The sequence below is a fragment of the Comamonas testosteroni TK102 genome, assembly GCF_000739375.1.
Lineage (GTDB): Bacteria > Pseudomonadota > Gammaproteobacteria > Burkholderiales > Burkholderiaceae_C > Comamonas > Comamonas brasiliensis.
In genome coordinates, this window is record NZ_CP006704.1 from 5,700,074 (window position 1) to 5,722,288 (window position 22,215).

Annotated in this window: 25 protein-coding genes and 1 pseudogene; 16 read left to right on the forward strand and 10 right to left on the reverse strand. The window is 62.4% G+C overall.

Annotated elements, in window-relative coordinates:
• Nucleotides 1-6: 6 nt before the first annotated feature.
• From O987_RS25830 to O987_RS25850, 5 genes are all read right to left on the reverse strand, one after another.
• Entirely contained in the window at nt 7-594 is a 588-nt protein-coding gene (locus O987_RS25830) for an NAD(P)H-dependent oxidoreductase (protein WP_003060627.1), read from the reverse strand.
• 9 nt (nt 595-603) lie between these two features.
• Complete coding sequence (locus O987_RS25835; RefSeq protein ID WP_043375647.1) at nt 604-906, reverse strand: 2Fe-2S iron-sulfur cluster-binding protein; 303 nt, start codon at nt 904-906, stop codon at nt 604-606.
• Nucleotides 907-1,024: 118 nt separating this feature from the next.
• Nucleotides 1,025-1,654, reverse strand: a complete 630-nt coding sequence (locus O987_RS25840; protein ID WP_003060623.1) for a TetR family transcriptional regulator C-terminal domain-containing protein — start codon at nt 1,652-1,654, stop codon at nt 1,025-1,027.
• A gap of 47 nt (nt 1,655-1,701) precedes the next feature.
• Complete coding sequence (locus tag O987_RS25845; protein ID WP_043375650.1) at nt 1,702-2,433, reverse strand: DUF4198 domain-containing protein; 732 nt, start codon at nt 2,431-2,433, stop codon at nt 1,702-1,704.
• A 15-nt stretch (nt 2,434-2,448) separates the two neighbouring features.
• Nucleotides 2,449-4,503 carry a TonB-dependent receptor gene (locus O987_RS25850; protein WP_235214220.1) on the reverse strand — a complete coding sequence of 685 codons (2,055 nt, stop codon included), beginning with the start codon at nt 4,501-4,503 and terminating at the stop codon, nt 2,449-2,451.
• Between the two features lie 304 nt (nt 4,504-4,807).
• On the opposite strand from O987_RS25850, the gene O987_RS25855 reads away from it, so the two are divergent.
• The 5 genes from O987_RS25855 to ureC all read left to right on the forward strand — a co-directional run bounded on the left by O987_RS25855 (nt 4,808) and on the right by ureC (nt 8,611).
• On the forward strand, nt 4,808-5,110 hold the full coding sequence (locus O987_RS25855; protein ID WP_003060617.1) for an urease subunit gamma: 303 nt from the start codon (nt 4,808-4,810) through the stop codon (nt 5,108-5,110).
• 61 nt (nt 5,111-5,171) lie between these two features.
• Entirely contained in the window at nt 5,172-5,789 is a 618-nt protein-coding gene (locus O987_RS25860) for a HupE/UreJ family protein (protein WP_003060615.1), read from the forward strand.
• Nucleotides 5,790-5,843: 54 nt separating this feature from the next.
• Nucleotides 5,844-6,167, forward strand: coding sequence for an urease subunit beta (locus tag O987_RS25865; RefSeq protein ID WP_003060614.1), 324 nt, complete (start codon nt 5,844-5,846; stop codon nt 6,165-6,167).
• A 6-nt stretch (nt 6,168-6,173) separates the two neighbouring features.
• Nucleotides 6,174-6,845, forward strand: a complete 672-nt coding sequence (locus O987_RS25870; protein WP_043375655.1) for a LysE family transporter — start codon at nt 6,174-6,176, stop codon at nt 6,843-6,845.
• A 23-nt stretch (nt 6,846-6,868) separates the two neighbouring features.
• Entirely contained in the window at nt 6,869-8,611 is a 1,743-nt protein-coding gene (gene ureC, locus O987_RS25875) for an urease subunit alpha (RefSeq protein WP_043375657.1), read from the forward strand.
• Here the strand turns inward: ureC and O987_RS25880 are convergent.
• Complete coding sequence (locus tag O987_RS25880; RefSeq protein ID WP_043375661.1) at nt 8,596-9,102, reverse strand: gamma-glutamylcyclotransferase family protein; 507 nt, start codon at nt 9,100-9,102, stop codon at nt 8,596-8,598. The two genes, ureC and O987_RS25880, sit on opposite strands and share 16 nt — an antisense overlap.
• Nucleotides 9,103-9,224: 122 nt before the next feature.
• On the opposite strand from O987_RS25880, the pseudogene ureE reads away from it, so the two are divergent.
• The 5 genes and pseudogenes from ureE to O987_RS25905 all read left to right on the forward strand — a co-directional run.
• Nucleotides 9,225-9,743 (forward strand): annotated as a pseudogene (gene ureE / locus O987_RS25885) (urease accessory protein UreE); the annotation flags it as partial.
• The gene (locus tag O987_RS25890) at nt 9,730-10,446 is read left to right on the forward strand and encodes an urease accessory protein UreF (protein WP_029158545.1); all 717 of its coding nucleotides are present in this window, start codon (nt 9,730-9,732) and stop codon (nt 10,444-10,446) included. The pseudogene ureE and the gene O987_RS25890, both read left to right, overlap by 14 nt.
• Before the next feature lie 13 nt (nt 10,447-10,459).
• Nucleotides 10,460-10,792, forward strand: coding sequence for an antibiotic biosynthesis monooxygenase family protein (locus tag O987_RS25895; protein WP_043375666.1), 333 nt, complete (start codon nt 10,460-10,462; stop codon nt 10,790-10,792).
• Between the two features lie 32 nt (nt 10,793-10,824).
• On the forward strand, nt 10,825-11,484 hold the full coding sequence (ureG, locus tag O987_RS25900; RefSeq protein ID WP_003060601.1) for an urease accessory protein UreG: 660 nt from the start codon (nt 10,825-10,827) through the stop codon (nt 11,482-11,484).
• Nucleotides 11,485-12,109: 625 nt separating this feature from the next.
• Nucleotides 12,110-12,625, forward strand: a complete 516-nt coding sequence (locus tag O987_RS25905) for a GNAT family N-acetyltransferase (RefSeq protein ID WP_003060599.1) — start codon at nt 12,110-12,112, stop codon at nt 12,623-12,625.
• A gap of 106 nt (nt 12,626-12,731) precedes the next feature.
• Here O987_RS25905 and O987_RS25910 read toward each other — a convergent pair whose 3' ends face one another.
• On the reverse strand, nt 12,732-13,868 hold the full coding sequence (locus O987_RS25910; RefSeq protein WP_003060596.1) for a 3-deoxy-7-phosphoheptulonate synthase: 1,137 nt from the start codon (nt 13,866-13,868) through the stop codon (nt 12,732-12,734).
• Nucleotides 13,869-13,964: 96 nt separating this feature from the next.
• Nucleotides 13,965-14,282, reverse strand: coding sequence for a DMT family transporter (locus O987_RS25915; RefSeq protein ID WP_003060594.1), 318 nt, complete (start codon nt 14,280-14,282; stop codon nt 13,965-13,967).
• 407 nt (nt 14,283-14,689) lie between these two features.
• On the opposite strand from O987_RS25915, the gene fos reads away from it, so the two are divergent.
• Complete coding sequence (fos, locus tag O987_RS25920) at nt 14,690-15,100, forward strand: fosfomycin resistance glutathione transferase (RefSeq protein ID WP_003060592.1); 411 nt, start codon at nt 14,690-14,692, stop codon at nt 15,098-15,100.
• On the opposite strand, the gene O987_RS25925 is transcribed toward fos, so the two are convergent.
• Both O987_RS25925 and O987_RS25930 read right to left on the reverse strand, forming a co-directional pair.
• A complete protein-coding gene (locus tag O987_RS25925) occupies nt 15,101-15,598 on the reverse strand; it encodes a PIN domain-containing protein (protein ID WP_003060589.1) in 498 nt (165 codons plus the stop codon).
• Nucleotides 15,595-16,881 (reverse strand): THUMP domain-containing class I SAM-dependent RNA methyltransferase, encoded by a 1,287-nt coding sequence (locus O987_RS25930; protein WP_003060586.1) that lies wholly within the window; start codon nt 16,879-16,881, stop codon nt 15,595-15,597. Before O987_RS25930 ends, O987_RS25925 begins: the two co-directional genes overlap by 4 nt.
• Before the next feature lie 179 nt (nt 16,882-17,060).
• Here O987_RS25930 and O987_RS25935 point away from each other — a divergent pair, with 179 nt between their 5' ends.
• The 5 genes from O987_RS25935 to O987_RS29620 all read left to right on the forward strand — a co-directional run bounded on the left by O987_RS25935 (nt 17,061) and on the right by O987_RS29620 (nt 22,156).
• Entirely contained in the window at nt 17,061-17,399 is a 339-nt protein-coding gene (locus tag O987_RS25935; RefSeq protein ID WP_003060580.1) for a tRNA-binding protein, read from the forward strand.
• 64 nt (nt 17,400-17,463) lie between these two features.
• Nucleotides 17,464-18,696, forward strand: coding sequence for a DUF711 family protein (locus O987_RS25940; protein WP_043375669.1), 1,233 nt, complete (start codon nt 17,464-17,466; stop codon nt 18,694-18,696).
• Between the two features lie 134 nt (nt 18,697-18,830).
• A complete protein-coding gene (locus O987_RS25945; RefSeq protein WP_080731616.1) occupies nt 18,831-19,757 on the forward strand; it encodes an aspartyl/asparaginyl beta-hydroxylase domain-containing protein in 927 nt (308 codons plus the stop codon).
• Between the two features lie 508 nt (nt 19,758-20,265).
• Complete coding sequence (locus O987_RS25950) at nt 20,266-20,829, forward strand: hypothetical protein (RefSeq protein WP_144244977.1); 564 nt, start codon at nt 20,266-20,268, stop codon at nt 20,827-20,829.
• Nucleotides 20,830-20,872: 43 nt separating this feature from the next.
• Nucleotides 20,873-22,156, forward strand: a complete 1,284-nt coding sequence (locus tag O987_RS29620; RefSeq protein ID WP_235214222.1) for a hypothetical protein — start codon at nt 20,873-20,875, stop codon at nt 22,154-22,156.
• Nucleotides 22,157-22,215: the final 59 nt, after the last annotated feature.

Sequence of the window (22,215 nt, forward strand, 5' to 3'; positions counted from 1 at the left end):
GCTCTCCTAGGCAAAGCGGCGCATGGCCCGGCCGACATGGGCCTTGAAGGACTGCAGCCGAGATGGCGTGGCCACGTTCATGTGGTAGCAGGCGTGATAGTCGATACGCGCCTTGCCGCCCGTGAGAATGCGCAGATAGCGCGTGATGCATTTGCGCGGAGGATCGCCCATGAACAGCGCGGTCCAGCGGGGACGCCCATAAGTCACCACCGCCGCAATGCGCTTGAGATGGGTCAGCGCCGGTTTGACGTGCTGCGGATCGCTGATGTCGAAGGCCACACCGGGCATCAGCACGCGATCGAAGAACCCCTTGAGCATGGCCGGCAGACCGAAACACCAGGTCGGGAAGCAGAAGACTACGGCCTCGGCCCACAGCAGGCGGTCCACATAGCGCTGCACGGGCAGCCGGTTCTGCGGCACCTCGTGATAGCCCAGGCGCTCCTCGCGGGACATCACGGGATTGAAGCCTTCCGCGTACAGGTCGCAGTCATCGACCTCATGCCCGGCGCCGCGCAACTGCTGTACCACCTCGGCATGCAATGCGGCCTGATAGCTGGTTTCCACGGGATGGGAAAAGATCACAAGCACTCGCATGTCGACCCTTCAAAGATCCAGGGTCAGAGCTGCGCCGCGATTGCGTGCGCAGCACAAAGCCACATGCGTGCTGCGCTCCTCATCGGTCAGGCAGCGGTCATGGTGTTCGGGATCACCGGCCGTCCAGCGCGTGACGCAAGTGCCGCAAATGCCTTGCTCGCACACCGTCTCTATGACCACACCGGCCAGTTGCAGCACATCGGTAATGCGCTCTGCGGGCTCCACCGGCAAGCGCAATCCCTGACGCAGCAATACCAGCTCAAAGCCTTGTTCTACGGGCGTTTCCAGAGTATCCGGGGCAGTGTTGGGCATGATTGACCATCCGATTTGATCGACTGGTCAAATCTAAGCAAACGGTGTGCCAGAACACGCCAGGGAGAGCTAGCCGCCTGCGGCCCGGCGACCTGCACCAGGCTTGCGCAGACCGTCTTCAAATTGGTGCCAGACCACAGCTCAACAGCACGGAAGTGGTGAGCTCCCGGGCAATATGCTCGCGATCCAGCGGCTGGTCGTCGGCACACTCCAGCATGACCCTGGCCTGCACCGCATAGTCCGCATAGTGCTGGGTCATGCCCCAGATCTGCATCAGCAGCACGCGCGCATCGAGGCTGCGCATGCGGCCCTGCGCGATCCAGGCGTTGATCAGATCCACCTTCTGCGCCGTGGAACTCAGCGCGACAGGCCAGTATTGATGCAGACGCAAGCCCCCACCCAGCACCTCGTTGGTGAAGATGCGCGACAGGGCCGGATTGTCCAGCGCATAGTCCAGCTTGCGCCGCACATAGTTGCCGATGATCTGCGCCGGATCGTCGAGTGCCGGATCGAACGCAAAAGCCGCAGACCAGGCCTCCAGCAGCGCATAGAGCAGCTCGTCATACAAGGCCTGTTTGCTCTCGATGTAGTAGTGCAGCTGGGGCTTGGTCAGGCCGGCTCTTTCCGCGATCGCCTGCGTGGATGCGCCCTTGAAGCCGTGGCTGCTGAACTCCGCAATCGCCGCATCGCGGATGGCTTGCAGAATCTGCTCTCGGGTGCGGCGGGCAACAGGCGTGGAATCGGTCATGGCAGCAGGCTGTGAAACGGATCTTGAACTGACGGAATGCGGCTTCATCAATGCACGGCAAAGCGCAGCAGATACTCGTAGCTGTTCTCGGTGGTCCTGGGATCGCCATGCACAGGCTGACGCAGTATGGCCTGCAGCGTATTGCTGCCGACAGCTGGCGTCATGGTCGCCTGACCCTGCGCGTCCGTCATCGTGGGAGAACCGTTCTCTCCCCAGGACAGTCTGACGCCAGGCTGCGGCTTGCCATGCAGCAACACCTGCAGCCTGAACGGCTGACCGGCATGGGGAGACTGCCCCTGCAGCGGCACCACCTCGAACATCTGACCCAGCGGCTTTTGCATGACAGCCCCCCAGCGCACCACGGTCTTGTGGAACTTGCGTGCATGCACGCCGCGCACGGCACCGGGGTTCTGGTCGATGGGCAAAGGCAGCATGGCGCCCTCTTTCCCCGTACTGCTGAAATAGCCGTTATCGAGTTCCACAGCAATCAGCGCCGCCCTGGCATCGGGCTTGATGCGTATGCCGCCCTGCATATTCTGCACGGCGCTGGGCACTTCACGGCCGCGCAGGTCATAGGCGTGTACACGCTGCAGCTTGGCCGGATCGAAGGCCTCTGTCCGGCCTTCATGACCGCCAAACTGCATGACATAGCCGCCCTGCGCATAGGGCTCCAGCCAGACGTTATCGGCAGAAGCCGGGTGGGCGCAGAGCAGCCAGGCAGCGGCCGTGGTGCACAGAATGCGGGCGATGATGTGGTGACGTGTCCTGCAAACAGACATGGAAGCTCCGGAAAATCACAAGGAAAACTGCAGGCCCAGCTGCACGCTGCGCGGCGCGCCGGGCGCGACCAGACGCTGGCCGGCAATCATGGTGGTGGTACTGGCATAGCGGGTGTTGGCGGCGTTGCGCAGCCACAGGCTCAGGCTGGCATTGCGCGCCAGGCTTGCGGGCAAGCGGTATTGCAGGCCCAGGTCCAGCCAGCGATAGCTGCCTGCCCATTCGGTATTGCCGGTGTTGATGGGCGCGCGGCCCACATGGCGCAGCAATCCATGCACGGTGACATCGCTGCGCGGCATCCAGCGTGCATGCAAGGTGCTGGTGTACTCGGGCACGGCCACCACACGCCGGCCCAGCAATGCGCCATTCGCGTTCTGCGTGACTTCGGAGCGATTGTGGCCATAAGCCCATTCCACATGCCAGTTGCGACTGGGCAGCCAGTGCAGCTGCAGCTCGGCGCCCCTGCGTACGGTCGCTCCCAGATTTTCATACTCGCCAGGTGCTGTGTTGCGTATTTCATGGCTGGAGCTGATGCGATAGAGCGATGCATCGATCAGCCAATGGCCCGATGGCTTCCACTCCACGCCCAGCTCGCTCTGGCGAAAGATATTGGCATGCAGGTCGCTGTTGCGCAGCGCGTATTTGGCAAAGTCGCTGGGCAGCGCAAAGCCTTGCGACCAGCTGGCCCGCACGGCCGTGCGGGCATTGAGCTGCGCCAATGCTCCCAGCTTGGGGCTGGCATGGCTGCGGCCCAGCATGCGATTGCATTCATCGCCACCGGCCTCCTCGCCCAGCAGACGGCAGCGGCCGTCAAAGTGGTCCCAGCGCAGGGCCGCCGTGGTCTGCAACCAGGCCGTCGGCTGCCAGCCAGCCTGGCCGTAGATCGCCGTGTTGTCGAGCCGTGTATTGCGATCATTCAATGCAGGGCCGGTGCGCCGGCGGTCGAGCAATCCATCCCAGTAGCCATAGTCGGTGGACTCGCGCACCTGCTCCAGGCCCAGCATCCAGTTCAGCTCGCGCGCCGCCAGGCGGGACTTGCCGCTGACATTCAGCCCCGCTCCCAGCACGCTGCGGTCGTAGCGCTCCTCGCGCTGCATCCAGGTGGCGCTGCGCGGGCGGGTGAACCAGCGCACAAAATCCTGCTGCGTGCCGTAGACAAAGCCCAGCAGCCGGGTCTCGGCATCCAGTGCGTACTGCGCATCCAGGCGCACCGTGCCAAAGTGCTTGTCGGCACCATCACCCGCCACACGGCTGTCCTTGCCCTGGGGATTCTGCCGCCATTGGGCTTCGGTCAGATAGCCGGGCGAGTCGCCACGCGCCTCGTGCCAGCGACCGGACAGCGAGATATCGAGCTTTTCATGCACCTGGTGCTTCCAGGTACCGCTGATGGTGCTGCGCTCAAAGCCCGAACTGGGCCGGTTTCCATCTCCGCGCGAATGCTGGGCCGCCAGATTGAGCTGATCGCCCCCCTCCAGCCCACGCCCGAGTGCGGCCTGGGCATCGAACATGCCGTCCGAACCGGCGCTGACTTCGAGCTCCGTATAGCTGCCGCTGCGCCGCGTGCGCAGCTCCAGCAATCCGGCGCGGTTGTAATTGCCCTGCATCACCGACACGGGACCGCGATAGACATTGAGCTGATCCAGCTCCAGCGGCACCACCACATTGAGATCGAAATAGCCATCGGCATGCGACATGGCTTCGTTGAGCGGGATGCCATCCAGTGTGGCGGCCACATCGCCGCCATGGCCGCCGCCGCCAAAGCCGCGCATCACCAGCCCGTTGGCCACCCCGCTGAGCTGGTAGTGATTGACATGCATGCCGGGCACCAGACTCCACAGCGACTCCACTTCCTGTCTGGGCTGCTCGCGAATTTCGTCGCGCCTGAACTCGGTGACGGAAAACGCGCGCTGCGCCTCATCCAGTGCCTGCCCCTTGACCATGGCACTCACCTGCACCTCGGGCAATGTCTTGTCACCTTCCTGAACCGTCCTTGCCCACACTGCGCCCGTACACAGGGAGACACATCCCCAGGTCAGCAAGCCCTGCCTTGCTGCAGCCTGCAAAAGCGGCATGCCTTTTCTGTTCAATAGTCCTTGATACATGCACCAGAAAAGCAAGGTCCGTGCCACGCACTGCACCGTCATCGCCCCGCAATGCACCAAGAAGTGCCAGCCACGGCATCCAGGGAACGCCATGGTGCATATCCGCAAACCCAATGCACCAACAAGGTGCCATATCACAGCAACCCAGCCGCCATCCACCAGCAACAAGGGCTTGCCATTGGCATAGCACTTGCTACATAAAAGGGCATGAAACTCCCAGCGCGCGTTCTGCCGGTGCCACCGGCTGCGCGAGCTGACTGAGGGATTGAAGACGATGGAACTGACACCGCGCGAAAAAGACAAGCTGCTGATCTTCACTGCGGCCCTGCTGGCCGAGCGGCGCATGGCCCGCGGCCTCAAGCTCAACTACCCCGAGGCCGTGGCACTGATCAGCGCCTTTGTGATGGAAGGTGCACGTGACGGCAAGACCGTGGCCCAGCTCATGAGCGAAGGCCGCAGCGTGCTGACCCGTGCCGATGTGATGGAAGGCATTCCCGAGATGATTCCCGACATCCAGATCGAGGCCACCTTCCCCGATGGCACCAAGCTCGTCACCGTGCACGAACCCATCGCCTGACTCGGCTCCGAGAATTCAGGCCTTTAGCCATCAAACCCTTACCCTTCAAGCGCAAACAGCTATGAAATTCACTAAGCTCCTTGCCACCACAGCCGCCGCTGCGACTGCACTGCCCCTGTCCGCTCTCGCCCATATGGGCTCCGATGCAGGCGGCCATCACCACTTTCTCGACAGCCTGGGCCATGCCTTTGCCCACCCGTTTACCGGCGCAGACCATCTGGCCGCCATGCTGGCCGTGGGCGCCTGGAGCGCGCTGACCATGCCCGGCCTGCGCACGGCCTGGCGTGCACCTGCGGCCTTTGTGGCCCTGCTGGTGGCAGGTGCCGTGGCCGGCTTTGCCGGCCTGTGGGTGCCGGGCGTGGAGCCCATGATTGCCGCATCCGTGCTGGTGCTGGGCCTGCTGGTGCTGGTTCAGCAACGAATGCCCTGGGCCGCCGCCGCCTCCCTGGCTGCCGTGTTTGCCTTCTTCCATGGCGCTGCACACGGCTTTGAGCTGGCCGGAGACAGCGGCCTGGCTGCCGTCGGCGCGCTGGTGGGCATTGCACTGGGCTCGGCCACACTGCATATCGCAGGCATGGTGCTCGGTCATGCCCTCATGCAGCGCCACCAGTGGGTGGCCCGGTTCGGCGGTGCAGCCACCGCCGCGCTCGGCGCTTTCATGCTGACGAAACTGGCGTGACATGAAACACCCCGGCACAGCGCAGCACAAGGCCTTTGCGCAAGGAGACGAAAGATGATCCCCGGCGAACTGATTCTTGACGAGGGCAGCCATGCACTCAACCCCGGCCGCCGCACGCTCACGCTGGTGGTGAAAAATGCCAGCGACAGGCCGATTCAGGTCGGCTCGCACTACCACTTCGCCGAAACCAATGCAGGTCTGGATTTCGACCGCGCCGCCGCCCACGGCATGCGCCTGAATATTGCCAGCGGCATGGCCGTGCGCTTCGAACCAGGGCAGCAGCGCACGGTGGAGCTGGTCGAGATCGGCGGCGAGCGTCAGATCTATGGCTTTCGCGGTCTGGTCCAGGGTGCATTACCCGCAAATATCAGGGACTGACCGGCCATGCTGATGCTGTTTGCTTCTGCTTTTGTGCTGGGCCTGGTGTTCAATGCTGCGCCCGGCGCGGTGTTTGCAGAAACCGTGCGCCAAGGTGTGCGCGGGGGCTATCGCCCTGCGCTGGCGGTGCAGCTGGGCTCCCTGGTGGGCGATGCGAGCTGGGCCTTGCTGGGCCTGGCCGGCATTGGTCTGGTCATGCAGGTCGACGCCTTGCGCTGGCCGGTTGGTCTGGCGGGCGCCGCCTACCTGCTCTGGCTGTCCTGGGACAGCTGGAAGGCCGGGCGTACCGAACACCGGCTCGATGTCTCGGCCACCGCCGCCGCAACGCAGAAGCAGGCCCTGCGCCGCGGCATGGCCCTGTCGCTGACCAACCCGCAGAACCTGGCCTACTGGGCCGCCATGGGCAGCGCCCTCGGGGCAGTGGGAGTGACCCAGCCCGGCGCCAGCGATTACGGGGTCTTCTTCGCGGGATTCATGACTTCGTCCCTGCTCTGGAGCTTTGCCTGCGCAGCCTTGGTGGACCGGCTTTTCCGCCGCGCTGCCGCACACTGGAGCCGTTTTACCTACCGCTGCTGCGCTGCACTGCTGCTGGCCCTGGCACTGGGCACATTGCGCGACCTGCTCGGCACAAGCCCCGCCGCCCTGCCAACCACAGCCCAGCAGCAGCCCCTGCGCTGAACACCTGAATCGGAGAATCCTCAATGGCCACCATGGACCGACGAGCCTACGCAGAAACCTTTGGCCCCACCGTGGGCGACCGCCTGCGCCTGGCCGACACCGAGCTCATCGTCGAGGTCGAAAAAGACTATACCCTGGCCGCTGGCGGCTATGGTGAGGAAGTGAAGTTCGGCGGCGGCAAGACCATCCGCGACGGCATGGCGCAAAGCCAGCGCACACGCGACGGGACGGGAACCGGCCCCGACGCAGGCGGTGCGGTCGATACCGTGCTGACCAACGCACTGATCCTGGACCACTGGGGCATCGTCAAGGCCGACCTCGGCCTCAGGGACGGCCGTATCGTGGCCATAGGCAAGGCCGGCAACCCTGACACCCAGCCGGGTGTGAACATCATCATCGGCCCGGGCACGGAGATCATCTCCTGCGAAGGCCATATCGTCACCGCAGGCGGCATCGACACCCATATCCATTTCATTGCCCCACAGCAGATCGAGGAAGCACTGACCAGCGGCGTGACCACCATGATCGGCGGCGGCACCGGCCCGGCCACCGGCACCTTCGCCACCACCTGCACGCCAGGCCCCTGGCATATGGAACGCATGCTGCAGGCCGCCGACGCTTTCCCCATGAATCTGGGTTTTCTGGGCAAGGGCAATGCCAGCCTGCCCGGCGGCCTGCACGAGCAGATCAGTGCCGGCGCCATCGGCCTCAAGCTGCACGAGGACTGGGGCAGCACGCCGGCAGCGATCAGCAACTGCCTGGATGTGGCCGAGGACACCGACACCCAGGTCGCCATCCACACCGACACGCTCAACGAGTCCGGCTTTGTGGAGGACACCGTGGCCGCATTCAAGGGCCGCACCATTCACACCTTCCACACCGAAGGTGCGGGCGGTGGCCATGCGCCCGACATTCTGAAAGTGGTGGGCGAGGCCAATGTGCTGCCCAGCTCCACCAACCCCACGCGCCCCTACACCATCAACACGCTGGACGAGCATGTGGACATGCTCATGGTCTGCCACCACCTGGACGCCGGCATTGCCGAAGACCTGGCCTTTGCCGAAAGCCGCATCCGCAAGGAAACGATTGCGGCAGAGGACATCCTGCACGACATCGGCGCGATCAGCATGTTCAGCTCCGACAGCCAGGCCATGGGCCGCGTGGGCGAGGTCATACTGCGCACCTGGCAGACCGCGCACAAGATGAAACTGCAGCGCGGCGCCCTGAGCGGCGACGGCGCGCGCAACGACAACTTCCGTGTCAAGCGCTATATCGCCAAATACACCATCAACCCCGCGATTGCCCATGGCATCAGCCACGAGGTGGGCAGCATCGAAGTGGGCAAGTGGGCGGATATCGTGATCTGGAAGCCGGCCTTCTTTGGCGTCAAGCCGTTCTGCATCCTCAAGGGCGGCAGCATCGCCATGGCGGCCATGGGCGATCCGAATGCCTCCATTCCCACGCCTCAGCCCGTGCATTACCGCCCCATGTTTGCAAGTTTTGGCGGGGCGGTTGCCAGAACTTCGCTGACCTTTGTCTCCCAGGCAGGGCTTGCCGCCGGTATCGGCCAGCGCTTCGGGTTGCACAAGACCCTGTCGGCGGTCAAGGGCATACGCACTGTGAAGAAGCAGCACATGATCCACAACGATCTGGCGCCGCATATGGAGGTGGATGCCCAGACCTATGCCGTGCGCGCCAATGGCGATCTGCTGACCTGCGAGCCCGCGGTCAGCCTGCCCATGGCACAGCGCTACTTTCTGTTCTGAGCGGTGTTGAGCTGAAACTCCGTATCCGGATGCTGCATGCCCTTGCCCTCAAACCAGGCCAGCCAGTCGCTGACGGCGAGCTGCGGCGCAGCGCTCACGGTGGCGGGCAAGGCCTCGTACACCAGCAAGGTGATGAACTGCTGACCGCCCTGGGTCAGCATCACGGGCAGGGTCAGAATGCGCTTGGCGTATTCGCCCAGGTCTTCGGGCCACAGGCCTTCGATGCGGTCCATGGCCTGCTCAAGTGCATGGTCCATGGGGTAGACCTCGGCCAGCACGGCCTGCGTGCCTTGCAGGATCAGGCCCGGGTACCAGCCCAGGTCATGCAAGGTGCCGGTCAGCTGGGTCCTGCCGACACAGGCGATGCCCGGCTGGAGCCTGGAAATATCGTTGATGCCACCGGCGCGCAACGTGCCATACACCGCCACATAGGCTGCGCCACAGCCCTGCCAGTCCGCTGGCGCATCATGCAAAGAGGTCGGGGCTGCCATTTCTGCCGAAGTTTCCAAAAGAGTTGTCATCTTGCTCGAACCGTCAAAAGCACTGGTATGCGCAGCACATGCAACATGCGCGCCAATCTGGTTCTGGCCTTTTATTTCATTGTGAATTCACCATGCTGACTGCCAACAAACTGCTGCTCCAGGGCCAGGGCCTTTCCGCCGTCATCCTCAAACGCTCTGCGTCCGTGGAACTGGACTGGGACGTGCGTCAGAAGAGCCGCTTTGCTGCCACCGACAGCCAGGGTCGCGAGCTGGCCGTCTTTTTGCCACGCGGCCAGGCCGTGCGCGGCGGCGATGTCCTGGTGGCCGAAGACGGCAGCCTGATCCGCGTGCTGGCTGCACCGCAAAAAGTGCTGCACATCACGGCCTGCGCCGAGCATGGCACGCCGTTTGACCTGATGCGCGCGGCCTACCATCTGGGCAACCGCCATGTGCCGATCGAGCTGCAGCCCGACCATTTGAAGATCGAACCCGACCATGTGCTGGCCGATATGCTGCGCAGCATGCATATGACGGTAGTCGAAGCCGATTTGCCCTTTGAGCCCGAAGGGGGCGCCTATGGCGGCCATGTGACCAATGACGGCCACAGCCACCATCATCATGGCCATGGACACTCGCATGACCACGCCCACTGAACCACTGCTGGCTCTTGGCGCGCAGAGCTTTCTGCAGCTGATGTGGCTGGCCTCGCCGGCGCTGCCCATCGGCGGTTTTTCCTATTCGGAAGGGCTAGAAGCGGCCATCAATGCAGCACTGGTCACAACGGAGGCAGAGGCCGCCGGCTGGCTGGTGCAGCAGTTGCATCTGACCCAGTCGCGCGGCGACATGGCGGTGATTGCGCAGGCCATGCCGGCGTGGAAAAGCGCGGATCTGGCGCGCATTGCCAGCCTCAACCAGTGGGTCAGAGTCACACGTGAAACCAGCGAGCTGCGCCTGCAGACAGAGCAGATGGGTCGCTCGCTGACCGAGTGGCTGAAAAACCGCTATGCCGATGACACCGTCCCGCTGGCCTCCGTCCACTGGCTGGCCGCGCAGGATGCGAGCTACCCGGTCGCCTTCTCGTTGGCGGCCCAATGCACCGGTGCCACGCCGCGTGATGCGCTGCTGGCCTATGCCTTTGGCTGGGCCGAGAACATGGTTCAGGCCGCCATCAAGGCCGTTCCCCTGGGCCAGAGCGCCGGCCAGCGCATCCTGGCGCGACTGACTTCAGAGATTCCCGCCGCCGTCGAATACGCGCTGGCGTTGCCGGACAACGCAAGACAGGCTTTCTCGCCCATGCTGGCCATTCTCTCGGCCCAGCATGAACACCAGTATTCTCGACTTTTCCGTAGCTGAACCTCCATCCGCCATGTCTGCACTGTTTGCCGCCACGCCCCGGCCACCGTACTACGCCGCCATCTTCACTTCCTTGCGCAGCCCGGCGGACCAAGGCTATGGCGAGATGGCCGATCGCATGGCACAGCTGGCCAGCCTGCAGGCCGGCTATCTGGGCGCCGAAAGCAGCCGCGATGCCCAGGGCTTCGGCATCACCGTGTCTTACTGGGAAAGCGAGCAGGCCATCCATGAATGGAAGCACAACGCCGAGCACCAGATCGCCCAGGAAAAAGGTCACACCACCTGGTACCAGCACTTCGAGCTGCGCATTGCCAAGGTGGAGCGTGCCTATGGCAAGACCCGCTGATCGCAACCCTCTCATTCCCGAAAGAACTCACCATGTCGACCGCACTGCACCATATCCCCAACCGAACCAAGAAGCTGCCTCCGCTGCGCGTGGGCATAGGCGGGCCCGTGGGCTCGGGCAAGACCACGATTCTGGAGATGCTCTGCAAGGCCATGCGCGGCAAATGGGACCTGGTCGCCATCACCAACGACATCTACACCAAGGAGGACCAGCGCCTGCTGACCATCAGCGGCGCCCTGTCCGCCGAGCGCATCATGGGTGTGGAAACCGGCGGCTGCCCGCATACGGCGATCCGCGAGGACGCCTCCATCAACCTGGAGGCCATTGACCGCATGCTCAAGGACTTCCCCGATGCCGACATCGTCTTCATCGAATCGGGTGGCGACAACCTGGCTGCCACCTTCAGCCCCGAGCTGTCGGATCTGACCATCTACGTGATCGACGTGGCAGCAGGCGAGAAGATTCCGCGCAAGGGCGGCCCCGGCATCACCAAGAGCGATCTCTTCGTCATCAACAAGACCGACCTGGCTCCCCATGTCGGCGCCAATCTGGACATCATGCGCAGCGACACCATCAAGCAGCGCACCACGCCCAAGGGTCTCAAGCCCTTTGTGATGACCAACCTCAAGACGCTGGAAGGTCTGGACGAGGTGGTGACCTTCATAGAGAAACAGGGTCTGCTGGCGGCCTGAACACTTCCTTCAGGACGAAAAAAAGCCGCCTGGAGCGGCGGCTGTTTCTCGAACCAGTGCGTGATTACTGGTTGGCCAGATCCAGATGGAACTCGCGAGCTTCTTGGATGAATTCGATCAGGGAGTTGATAGCTTGGCGCATGATGAACTTTCTATGAAATCAAGAGATGCACTTCAAGCGATGGACAACACGCATCTCATGTGCTGTCGTTCGCGGGTTTAACCTTAAGGGTTAACCCTTGGCGCTAAGTATAAACCACTATCTGCATTTTTGCAAAGCCCGTCCTGTGCAAAGGTCGTCAGACTCGCCAGTGCATTGACTCGAAGTGCTTGCTCACGCAGTTGCAAGGCCTGTGCAGATCAATATTCGCGAGATTCCTGCATCAAAATTGCCGCGGTACGCTGTACTTTTCACCAGTACGTCACCGAATTTGCCCGCCGACTGCTACGCTATGGCCTGTTGACAATATTTGTGGCGGGCTCACAACTCCCGCAGTCGGAAAGTGGAAATGGCGCGAGATTGTGGTTTGCAGCAGATGGGCGGGCTTGCGTCCCATCGGATGAATGCCGACATCCAGCCCGGCCAATATGCCGCGCCCGCCTTCCACCGCAGCGGAGCGCGCGCATGACCTCCACGCCGACCGGCCCGAGCACGCCCGCCGCCTGGCATATCACCACCATGAACCCCGCAGAAGCGCCCTGGCATCTGCTGCTGCTGGCCGATCCCTCGCGCGAGCGCGTCAAGCGCTATCTGCCCGGCTCCACCTGCTTTGCAGCGCGCCAGACGGAACAGTTCACGCCCAGCGGCCTCGGGGCCTTGATCGGCGTATGCGTGCTGATCCCCGAGGGCGACGGCCTTCACCGATGGGAGCTGATGAATATGGCCGTGTCCACGGCTTGGCAGAGCAAGGGCATAGGCTCGGCCCTGCTGCTACGAGCCATCCGCGAAATGCGTGAACGCGGCGTGCAGCAGCTGGATGTGGGAACCGGCAGCTTTGGCGACCAGCTGCTGTTCTATCAACGCCTGGGTTTTCGCGTCACCGACATCGAGCGCGACTTCTTTTTGCAGAACTACACCACCCCGCTGTGGGAGCGCGGCGTGCAGCACAAGGACATGCTCAGGCTGACACTGGATCTCTGAAAGCATGGGCGGCCGGCCCAAGATCCGGAAGGCCGTGTGCCTGAAAAGAACAAAGAACAAGAGGCGCCGCGGCGCCTCTTGTTCATCCAGCCTCGTCCTTTCGGCCTCAGGCCGTCTTGAGGCGACGCGCGCGCACGGCGGCGGCCAGTTGCTCCAGCACCGGGGTGGTCTGCTCCATGCTGATGCAGGCATCGGTGAGCGAAACGCCGTATTGCAGCTCTTCACCCTCCACGATGTCCTGACGGCCTTCGTGAATATGGCTTTCGATCATCACGCCGGTGATGCGCGTGTCGCCCCCGGCAATCTGCCGGGCCACATCCGCCGATACATCGATCTGGCGGCGATGCTGCTTGCTGCTGTTGGCATGCGAGAAATCGATCATCACCTGCGGGTGCAGACCGGCTTTTTCCAGCACTTCGCACGCAGCCTGGACATGGGCTGCGTCGTAGTTGGGAGCCTTGCCGCCGCGCAGGATGATGTGGCAGTCCTGATTGCCACGTGTCTCGAAGATCGCGCTCTGGCCCATCTTGGTCATGCCCATGAACGCATGCGAAGACTGGGCGGCCAAAATGGCATCGCTGGCCACCTTCACGCCGCCATCGGTGCCGTTCTTGAAGCCCACGGGGCAGCTCAGACCGCTGGCCAGCTGGCGATGGCTCTGGCTCTCCGTGGTCCGCGCGCCAATCGCGCCCCAGCTGACCAGGTCGCTGATGAACTGAGGCGACAGCAGATCCAGGAATTCCGTGCCGGCAGGTAGACCCAGCGCCAGCACATCGAGAAGCAGGCGGCGTGCCAGCTCCAGCCCTTCGTTGACGGCAAAGCTGCCGTCGCGGTACGGATCGTTGATATAGCCCTTCCAGCCCACTGTGGTGCGCGGCTTCTCGAAGTAGACCCGCATCACGATCAGCAGATCGTCCTTGAGCGCATCGGCCTGGACCTTGAGCTGGCGCGCGTAATCCATGGCCTGATCGTGATCGTGAATGGAGCAGGGTCCGACCACCACCACCAGCCGGTCATCCTGGCCATGCAGCACGCGCGAGATGGCTGCACGGCTGGTTTCGACCAGCTGCTGCGCCTCTTCGGTCACGGGCAGCCACTCTTCCAGCAGTGCCGGAGTCAGCAGCGGGCGCACGATCTTGATGCGCGTGTCGTCAATGCGGGTCTTGTCCAGCGTGGTCAGTTTGGGCTGGGCCTTGCGGGCCGAAGCTGCGCCGGGATGCAGGGGCGTCGTGGAGGATGTCATCCCGCTATTGTCGCGCCATGCGCTTCACCCCACGCGTTCGTCCCCCGTCGTCATTCACAAGGAACTGCAGCGCCGGCCGGGACGAAGCCCGGGCATTCATTCCGCCGACAGCTTCATCAGCACCAGACCGCTGACGATCAGGACAGCCGCTCCCACGCGCATGGCGCTGAGCTGCTCGCCCAGCACCGTGACGCCCACCAGGAATGCACCCACGGCGCCGATACCGGTCCAGATCGTATACGCCGTCCCCAGAGGCAGACTGCGCATGGCCACCGACAACAGGCCAAAGCTGGCGATCATGGCCACGATGGTGATGGCGCTGTATTTGAGGTTGGTGAAACCATGGGACTGCTTCATGGTGAAGGCCCAGACCACTTCCAGAACGCCAGCCACCAGCAGATAAACCCAAGCCATAGAAAACCTCTTTGAAGATCGAATGGCCAGGCCGTCCCGGCAGGAATACAGGCCATGCATAGCATGGCCCGGCAAGGTCGTCCCTGCGGCATGAATCCTAATCCGCATGCGCAAATCCAGGCCAGCCATGGGTGGTTCGGCCGCCACAACCATGGCCCGGTGTCTCGTTGGCTCCGGCCGGCAATGCCTGCGGATTCCATGGGGCAGTGCAAGGTTTGACGGACAGCGACGGACTTCGCGGGCCCGATGCCGGCAGAAGCGGCGTCCTGGACTTCTGGATGCCCCGGGGCGCAACACAGGCGGTGCGCAGCTCCTGCTGACCCGCGAGGACTGCGCCATTCAGGGACAGCGCTGATGCAAGGCAATGACACACTGGACGGCATGTGCCATGCCCACCCATTGCCATCATGCTTTCAGGACTGAACCACCTCACTCTGGCCGTCGCGGACCTGCCACTCAGCGTGGACTTCTATGTCCGCGTGCTGGGCTTGCGTCTGCGCGCTCAGTGGGATCAAGGTGCCTATCTGGCACTCGGCGATCTGTGGCTGTGCCTGTCGTCAGACAAACAGCGAAGCCAGGCCCGCAGCGCTGACTACACCCACTACGCATTCACCCTTGCTCAGCAGGACTTCGCGCACTTTGTGGAGCATGCCAGGTCATGCGGTGTCCGGGAGTGGAAGAGCAACCGCAGCGAAGGCGATTCCTTCTACTTTCTGGACCCGGACGGCCACCAGCTCGAAGTCCATGTCGGCTCGCTGGAAAGCCGCCTGGCGCAATGCCGCTTGCGGCCTTATGCGGGCATGCGGTTTTTCGACTGACTACGCCTCAAGCGCAGCGATTTCCTCTTCCATCACCACCACATTGCCCACCGTCGCACCATAGTGCGTTGCCACGCGCTTGCGCTGCTTGAGCACGGCCCTGTCCTTGCTGACCAGCAAGGCCTTGTGCAGGCTGGCCAGATCAAGGAAATGCTGGTCATCGGGATCGGTGCAGGTAAAGCGGATCTTGGGTGCTTCAGGCACGTATTCAACGGCCTCATCAAACGCCGCCATCACGCCTTCGGGCGTCTTGCCATAGTAGCTGACGCGCGGTGCAATCTGGCTGTAGTGCAGCACGCGCCCCAGCTCGATGCGCTGGGCCTCATCGGCAATCCAGCGCACCTCGCCACGGGCGACCAGATCGCGGATGACGGGGATGTCCGGGTCGTCAAAGATCAGCATGTCCAGCACCACATTGGTGTCCAGAATCATGGGACGCGGCAAGGGGCCGTCGTAGCCGGCGTTGCAGTCCGGCCAGCGCAGAGGCGCGATCTTCATTGGGCTCGGCCTTCCGGAGCATCGCCATCAGCGGCTTTGCGCGGCTTGGTCGATCCCTTGATCATGTCGAAGCGGAACAGACGGCACTCGATGGGGCCGTTCCACATGGGTGTGCGGCGCGACTCCTTGAGGCGCATCTTGCTGGGCAGCTTGAGGTCGGGCGTCAGCATCCAGGCGCTCCAGCCGCTGTAGTTCCTCTTCCAGTGGCTGGCCAGCTGGTTGAAGAATTCGCCGCCGTCCTCGGTCTGCGCGGTTTCGCGGCCTGCGCGTTCGACCTGGCCCATGCGCTCTGCGGCATTGCGGCCGGAGGCGCCAGCCGCGGCAATACGCTCGCCATAGGGCGGGTTCAGGATCATCATGCCGGGCTGCTCGCTGGGCGGCATGCGCTGCAGCGCATCACCGCCGCGCAGGCTGACCGAATCGGCAACGCCGGCGCGCTCGGCATTGCGCTGGGCAAAGTCCACCATGCGGAAGGCGATGTCCGATCCGTAAATGCCCACGGGAGACTCGGGCAGGATGGCAGCCTCGGCCTCGTCCAGCATGGCTTCCCAGACATGGCGCTGGAATGGGATCAGCTTCTCGAACGCAAAGCGACGCAGAATGCCGGCCGGAATCCTGCGCGCGATCTGGGCGGCCTCGATCACCAGGGTACCGCTGCCGCAGCAGGGGTCGTACAGCGGCTGGGGATCGTCGCCATGCGGGTTCCAGCCCGAGGCTGCAATCATGGCTGCGGCCAGGGTTTCCTTGAGCGGGGCATCGCCCTTGTCTTCGCGCCAGCCGCGCTTGAACAGTGCCTCGCCCGAGGTGTCGATATAGATGGTCGCGCCGTCGGTCGTCAGGTGCAGATGCACGCGCACATCGGGGTGATGGGTCTCCACGCTGGGGCGCACGCCGTTGCGCTTGGCGCGAAAACGGTCGGCGATCGCGTCCTTGACCTTGAGCGCCGCGAAGTTCAGGCTGGTCAGCGGGCTGTGCTGGGCAGTGACTTCGATCTTGAAGGTTTCCTTGGGCGTGAACCAGATCTCCCAGGCCACCTCGCTGGCGGCGCGGTACAGATCGTTCTCGCTGCGGTACATGGTGTGGGACAGCTCGATCAGCACGCGCTGAGCCAGGCGGCTGTGCAGATTGAGCAGCATGGCATCGCGCCACATGCCGCGCAGCATGACGCCGCCCCGGCCCACGAGCAGATCCTGCCCGCTGGCGCCGGTGATGGCGTGGACCTCGTCGGCCAGAAAGCCCTCGACGCCGGCGGCGCAGGGCAGAAACAAATGCAGTTGGTTCATAGAAATCAGTGCGCGCCAGCAACGGCGCAGGCGCCGGACGCTCACGGGAGCCTGTTGTGCGCTTTACAGGGCATAAGCATACGCGCTAGGCCTTTTCCGGTGCCCGCGCACGACAAGCGTTGCTCTACAGATGCATCCAGGGCCCCAGGCATGATGCCAGACCGAGGAGCAATGACGACATGGAAGAAATCAGCTGGAACGACTTTATGAAGGTGGAACTGCGCGTAGGCCGCGTGCTGCAGGCCGAGGTCTTTGCCGAGGCCCGCAAACCCGCCTACAAGCTGCTGGTGGACCTGGGGCCCGAGCTGGGCCAGCGCAAGTCCAGCGCGCAGATCACCGAGCATTACCAGCCCGAGGAGCTGATAGGGCGGCTGGTGGTGGCCGTGGTCAACTTTCCGAAGAAGCAGATTGGGCCCTTGATGAGCGAATGTCTTGTGACCGGTTTTCACGATGCCACGGGAGCCGTGGCCCTGTGCGTGCCCGACAAGGAGGTGCCACTGGGCACACGCCTGCTGTGATCGGCATATTCAGATTTCAGATGCAAAATGGCCGCCAGCCATTCTCCTGCCTACGGATACTGCTATGAATATCAGCTTCAACCCGCTGGTGCGCGTGCGCACCGTCACCGCCTTCGTCAACCTGAGCGCCGATAAGGCACAGTGGCAGGCCGGCCTGACCCAGGCCAAGCAGCAATGCGATGCCGTGGCCGATGCCATCGAGGCGCTGGGCTACCAGGTACAGTCCATCCGCATTGTGAGCAACCCGTTCGGCGAATACCTGGACGTCTGCCGCATCGACAGCGCCCTCGCCGGCCTGCAGCACATTGCCGAAACGCTCAAGACCATCAACACCGGCAAACGCCGCATCCGCTTTGCCGTGGGCGAAGCGCGCAATGCTCAGGAAGTGGCCCTGCTGCCGCAGCTGATTGCCGCCTATGGCGACCTGTGCAACGCCTGTGTGAACATCGATCTGGATGAACATGGCTTCCTGCAAACCGGCTTGCTGGCCCACAGCGTGCAGGCCATCCAGCAAATCGCGCGCACCACGCCACGCGGCGAAGGCAACTTCAACTTCACGGTCAACTTCAACTGCGCACCCGGCATCCCCTATTTCCCGGCCAGCTACCACCGCGGCCAGCACCACGGCGCCCTGGTGCTGGGTCTGGAAACGCCAGACCTTATGGTGGCTGAATTGAAGGCGCTGCAGCAGCAGCGCCTGCAACTCGATCACGCCGCGTGGTTCAGGCTCGCCTTCGAGCGCCTGAGCCAGACCCTGAACGAGCACGCCGGCGCCATACAGCGCTGCGCCGACGGCGTGACGCTGGCCGAGGGCTGGCACATCGCGGGCATGGACACCTCGGCCGCGCCATCCAAGTCCTGCGCCTCCATGGTCGATGTCTACCAACTGTTGGGCGTGCCATATTTCGGTGCCAGCGGCACGGTGGAAGCCTCGGCCCTGCTGACCCGCGTCTTCAAATCGGTCAGCGGCGTGACGCAGATCGGCTTCAGCGGCCTGATGCTGGCCGTGACCGAGGACCAGGGACTGGCCCAGGCCAGCCTCGACGAGGAGTTCGATATCCGCGCCCTGCTGACCTACAGCAGCGTCTGCGGCATCGGCCTCGATACCGTGCCCGTGCCGGGCGACAGCAGCGCCGAGCAGATCGCCGCCGTCATGCGCGATACGGGCACCATGGCTTTTCGCCTCAACAAGCCGCTGACGGTGCGCCTGTTCCCCGTGCCGGGGCTTAAAGCGGGCGACAAAACGGTCTTCGAGAGCGCGGATCTGTGCAACTGCGCCGTGCTGGCCCTGCCCTGAATATCGATCCGGACCTGCTGCCGCGCCTGACAGCCAAGTGCCGGCAGCTATGGCTTTTGATATTCCCCTACCCTGGTTCTGTTTGACCTGCCACCATGGTGGCAGCCGGGGTGCCCCCGGTAAAATTGATCCTTATGGCAAAAATTATCGTTCTGGCACTGGTGCTGCTCTTCTTTGGCTGCGGGCTGTATATGCATCTGCGCGGCAAGGTGCGCCACAAGGTGGTCAAGCAATTGTTTGACCACTCCACGTTCACAGCGCCGTTCAACGTCTTCATGCTGATGTTCAGCAAGGTGCCGCGCACGCCCTATCTGCCCACCAGCACCTTCCCCGAGCTGGCGCCGCTGCAGGCCAACTGGCGTGAAATCCGCGAGGAAGCCGTCAATCTGCAAAAGAACATGCAGATCAAGGCCGCCGCCAACAACGACGATGCAGGCTTCAACTCCTTCTTCAAGACCGGCTGGAAGCGCTTCTATCTCAAGTGGTACGGTGACGCCCACCCTTCGGCCATGGAGCTGTGCCCCAAGACCACGGCCCTGGTGAAGTCGATTCCCAGCGTCAAGGCCGCCATGTTTGCCGAGCTGCCGCCCGGCGCCAAGCTCAATCTGCACCGCGACCCCTACGCGGGCTCGCTGCGCTATCACCTGGCCGTGCTAGCCCCCAACGACGACCGCTGCATGATCGAGGTCGACGGCCAGCCCTATAGCTGGCGCGAAGGTGAAGGCGTGATCTTCGACGAAACCTTTATGCACTGGGCCGAGAACCGCAGCGAAGGCAACCGCATCGTGCTGTTCTGCGATGTGGAGCGCCCCATGACCAATGGCTTTGCGCAGTGGCTCAATCACTGGCTGGGCAAGAACGTGGTGGCCGCCGCCAGCTCGCCCAACAATGAAGGTGACCCGCGCGGCATGATCAGCAAGCTGTTCAAGATCTCGTTCTATGCGGGCAAGTACCGCCGCGCCTTCCGCGACTGGAATCCGACCTTCTACAAGATCCTCAAGTTCGGACTGATGATCGGCGTGCTGGTCTGGTTTATCTGGTGGTTGATTCCGTCCCGATAAGCCTGCACTGAAGGCCAAGCCCCCCAAAAGCCGCTGACGCATGTCCAGCGGCTTTTTTTCGCCTTCTCGGCGGGACATCTCAAAAATCCCGTCTCAAATCCCGCCCCCATGGAGCGTGCGTATTCCTGTCCATAAGACAGCAAAAGCATCTCGGTGCCTGGAATTTATCTGCCATGCAATATCCGTCATTACAAAAACAAATCAGAATCAAACTAAATAGCAACGGGTTACAAAATATGTCATTAAAAACCTTTACTCACAATCAAAGGGTATTTTAAGCATCAAAACAATTGTCAACCCGGCATGGACTTTGATTAAAAGTAAACCCAGATCATTTCAATGCAAGGGTTTACCCTTAATAAAAGATATAACCTAAAAAGAGGTCGATAAAATTTCTTCACCTGTTAAAAATCACAGGAATCGGCCTTTTATCAAACAAATAGCAGGGAGTGAAATTTATGCATTTTCAAACGAAAAATTTTTTAACGCCCCTCCGAGGAGAGCGACAGTGCTAAAAAACATAAAAATACTATTGATTGCATCCCTGGTGGGATCAATCGTTGCATGCGGCGGCGGCGATGGTGACAGCCACGGCGGAGGAAGTGGCGGCACTCCGCCAGGCCCTGGCGTCACTCAAACTCCCGCTGAAAAAATAGCGGCACTTGAGTCGTCCGGAGAGATTCCCAAGCTGGAACGCGGCCCTGATATCAGCGGGCCCGACAGCAATACCAGCGGTGTGCGCGACGATATCGAATCACTGCTGGCCGCCGAATATACCGGCGCCCGACTTGCCGCCGCGATGCAAACCGCAAGAGCCTTTCAAAAGGCCTTGCTTGTCGACACCGAGAACATCAATGCGGTCAAGGCCATCAGCAAAGAGATTTCCCGGGGCATCAACTGCATATATTCCCAATTTGATGGTGCCGATGGCTCCAAGCAGCCGGCCCGAGTCGCGCAAGAGCTGGAATCGATGACGGCCAATACCAAGGACCGGTTATTGGCATATCTGAAATACAACAAGGCACTTGATGGAACCTCCTCCGCTTTGCCAGAGGGAGATACCTGTGAATAAGATTCTCAAAAAATGCACATGCATTTTGCTGTCATTCATCGTCGTGAGCACCCCGCTCACCGGTGGCGCTCAAGTCGTCAACCCCGATACGAATCTGTGCCGGGAAACGGGGATCGCCTTTGCCTTTCTGAACGGTGTCCAAACCACCGAATCGCAGGCCAATCGAGCCCTGCAGGAGCTCAAGCGCATTCACGGTCAGACCGCACCCGGCGGCGATCAGATCAAGTATGAAACCCTGTACAACTATTCCAACGGATTCGAGGATTTCGTCGAAACCTTCGAACAGCGCCTGCAGGAGCAGGAAGGCTTGCTGGCAGGCCGGTACGAGCTCTTCTTCGAGGCCCTGAATGGTGGCGGCTCATGGTGGAGCAGCATAGTCAACACCGTGTCGGCAGCGGCCGGATTGCTCACGGGATTCGTTGACTGGTACAAGTCGGCAGCCATCAGCCAGCTCAGCTCCCTGCTGGCCCAGCCGCCGACGCTTGCCAACTATATGGAGCATCAATCGCGCATCGATAACTGGATTCTCGAAGGCAAGAAGATTCTCTTTGTCGCCCACTCTCAGGGCAATCTGTTTGCGAACGCTGCGTATGCCTATGCGGCACCGAAATCCGCTGCAGGCTCGGTGAAGGTGGTGCACATTGCGCCGGCATCGCCCACGCTCAACGGCGAACACACCCTGGCGGATCTGGATCTGGTCATCAATGGCCTGAGAGCCGTGGGCACGGTGGCCAGCATCACGGACAGCATTCCCGGCTATCTGCTGCGCCCCACCGGCGTGAATGGCGAGAAAGACCTGCTCGGTCATGGTTTGATCGAGATTTACATCAACCCGGGCCTGGATATCTCCAACCGCGTGAAGAGCCACATCACGACCGCACTGTCCACACTCGTGGCTCCGCCTGCCCAAGCGACATCCGGCTTTTTCACCACCACCCTGACATGGGACGGCAGCGGTGACGTCGATCTGCACACCTATGAGCCATCAGGCTCGCACGTCTACTACCGCAACATGCGCGGCACCAGCGGCTATCTCGATGTGGACAATACCGTCGCCTACGGACCCGAGCACTACTATGCATCCTGCGATTCGGCAAGGCTGCAGGAGGGTACCTATCGAGTCGCCATCGCCAACTACGCCAGGGCCGCCGGCAGAGTCGCCACGGTACAGGTCGCATCCTGGGATGACGGCGTGCTGGGCACCAAGTCGGTCACCCTCGGCGCTGCCACCGGCGACGATCCGGTCTATGCCATGTTCAATGTCGTGGTGAGCAAGAACGCCCAGAACGGCAAGTACTCCGCAACGCTGGCCCCACTCGCCCCATAAGCGACGACGCACATCCGGCCCGAGGCAAGCGGTCTTCATCAGGCCGCTTGCCTTTTTGC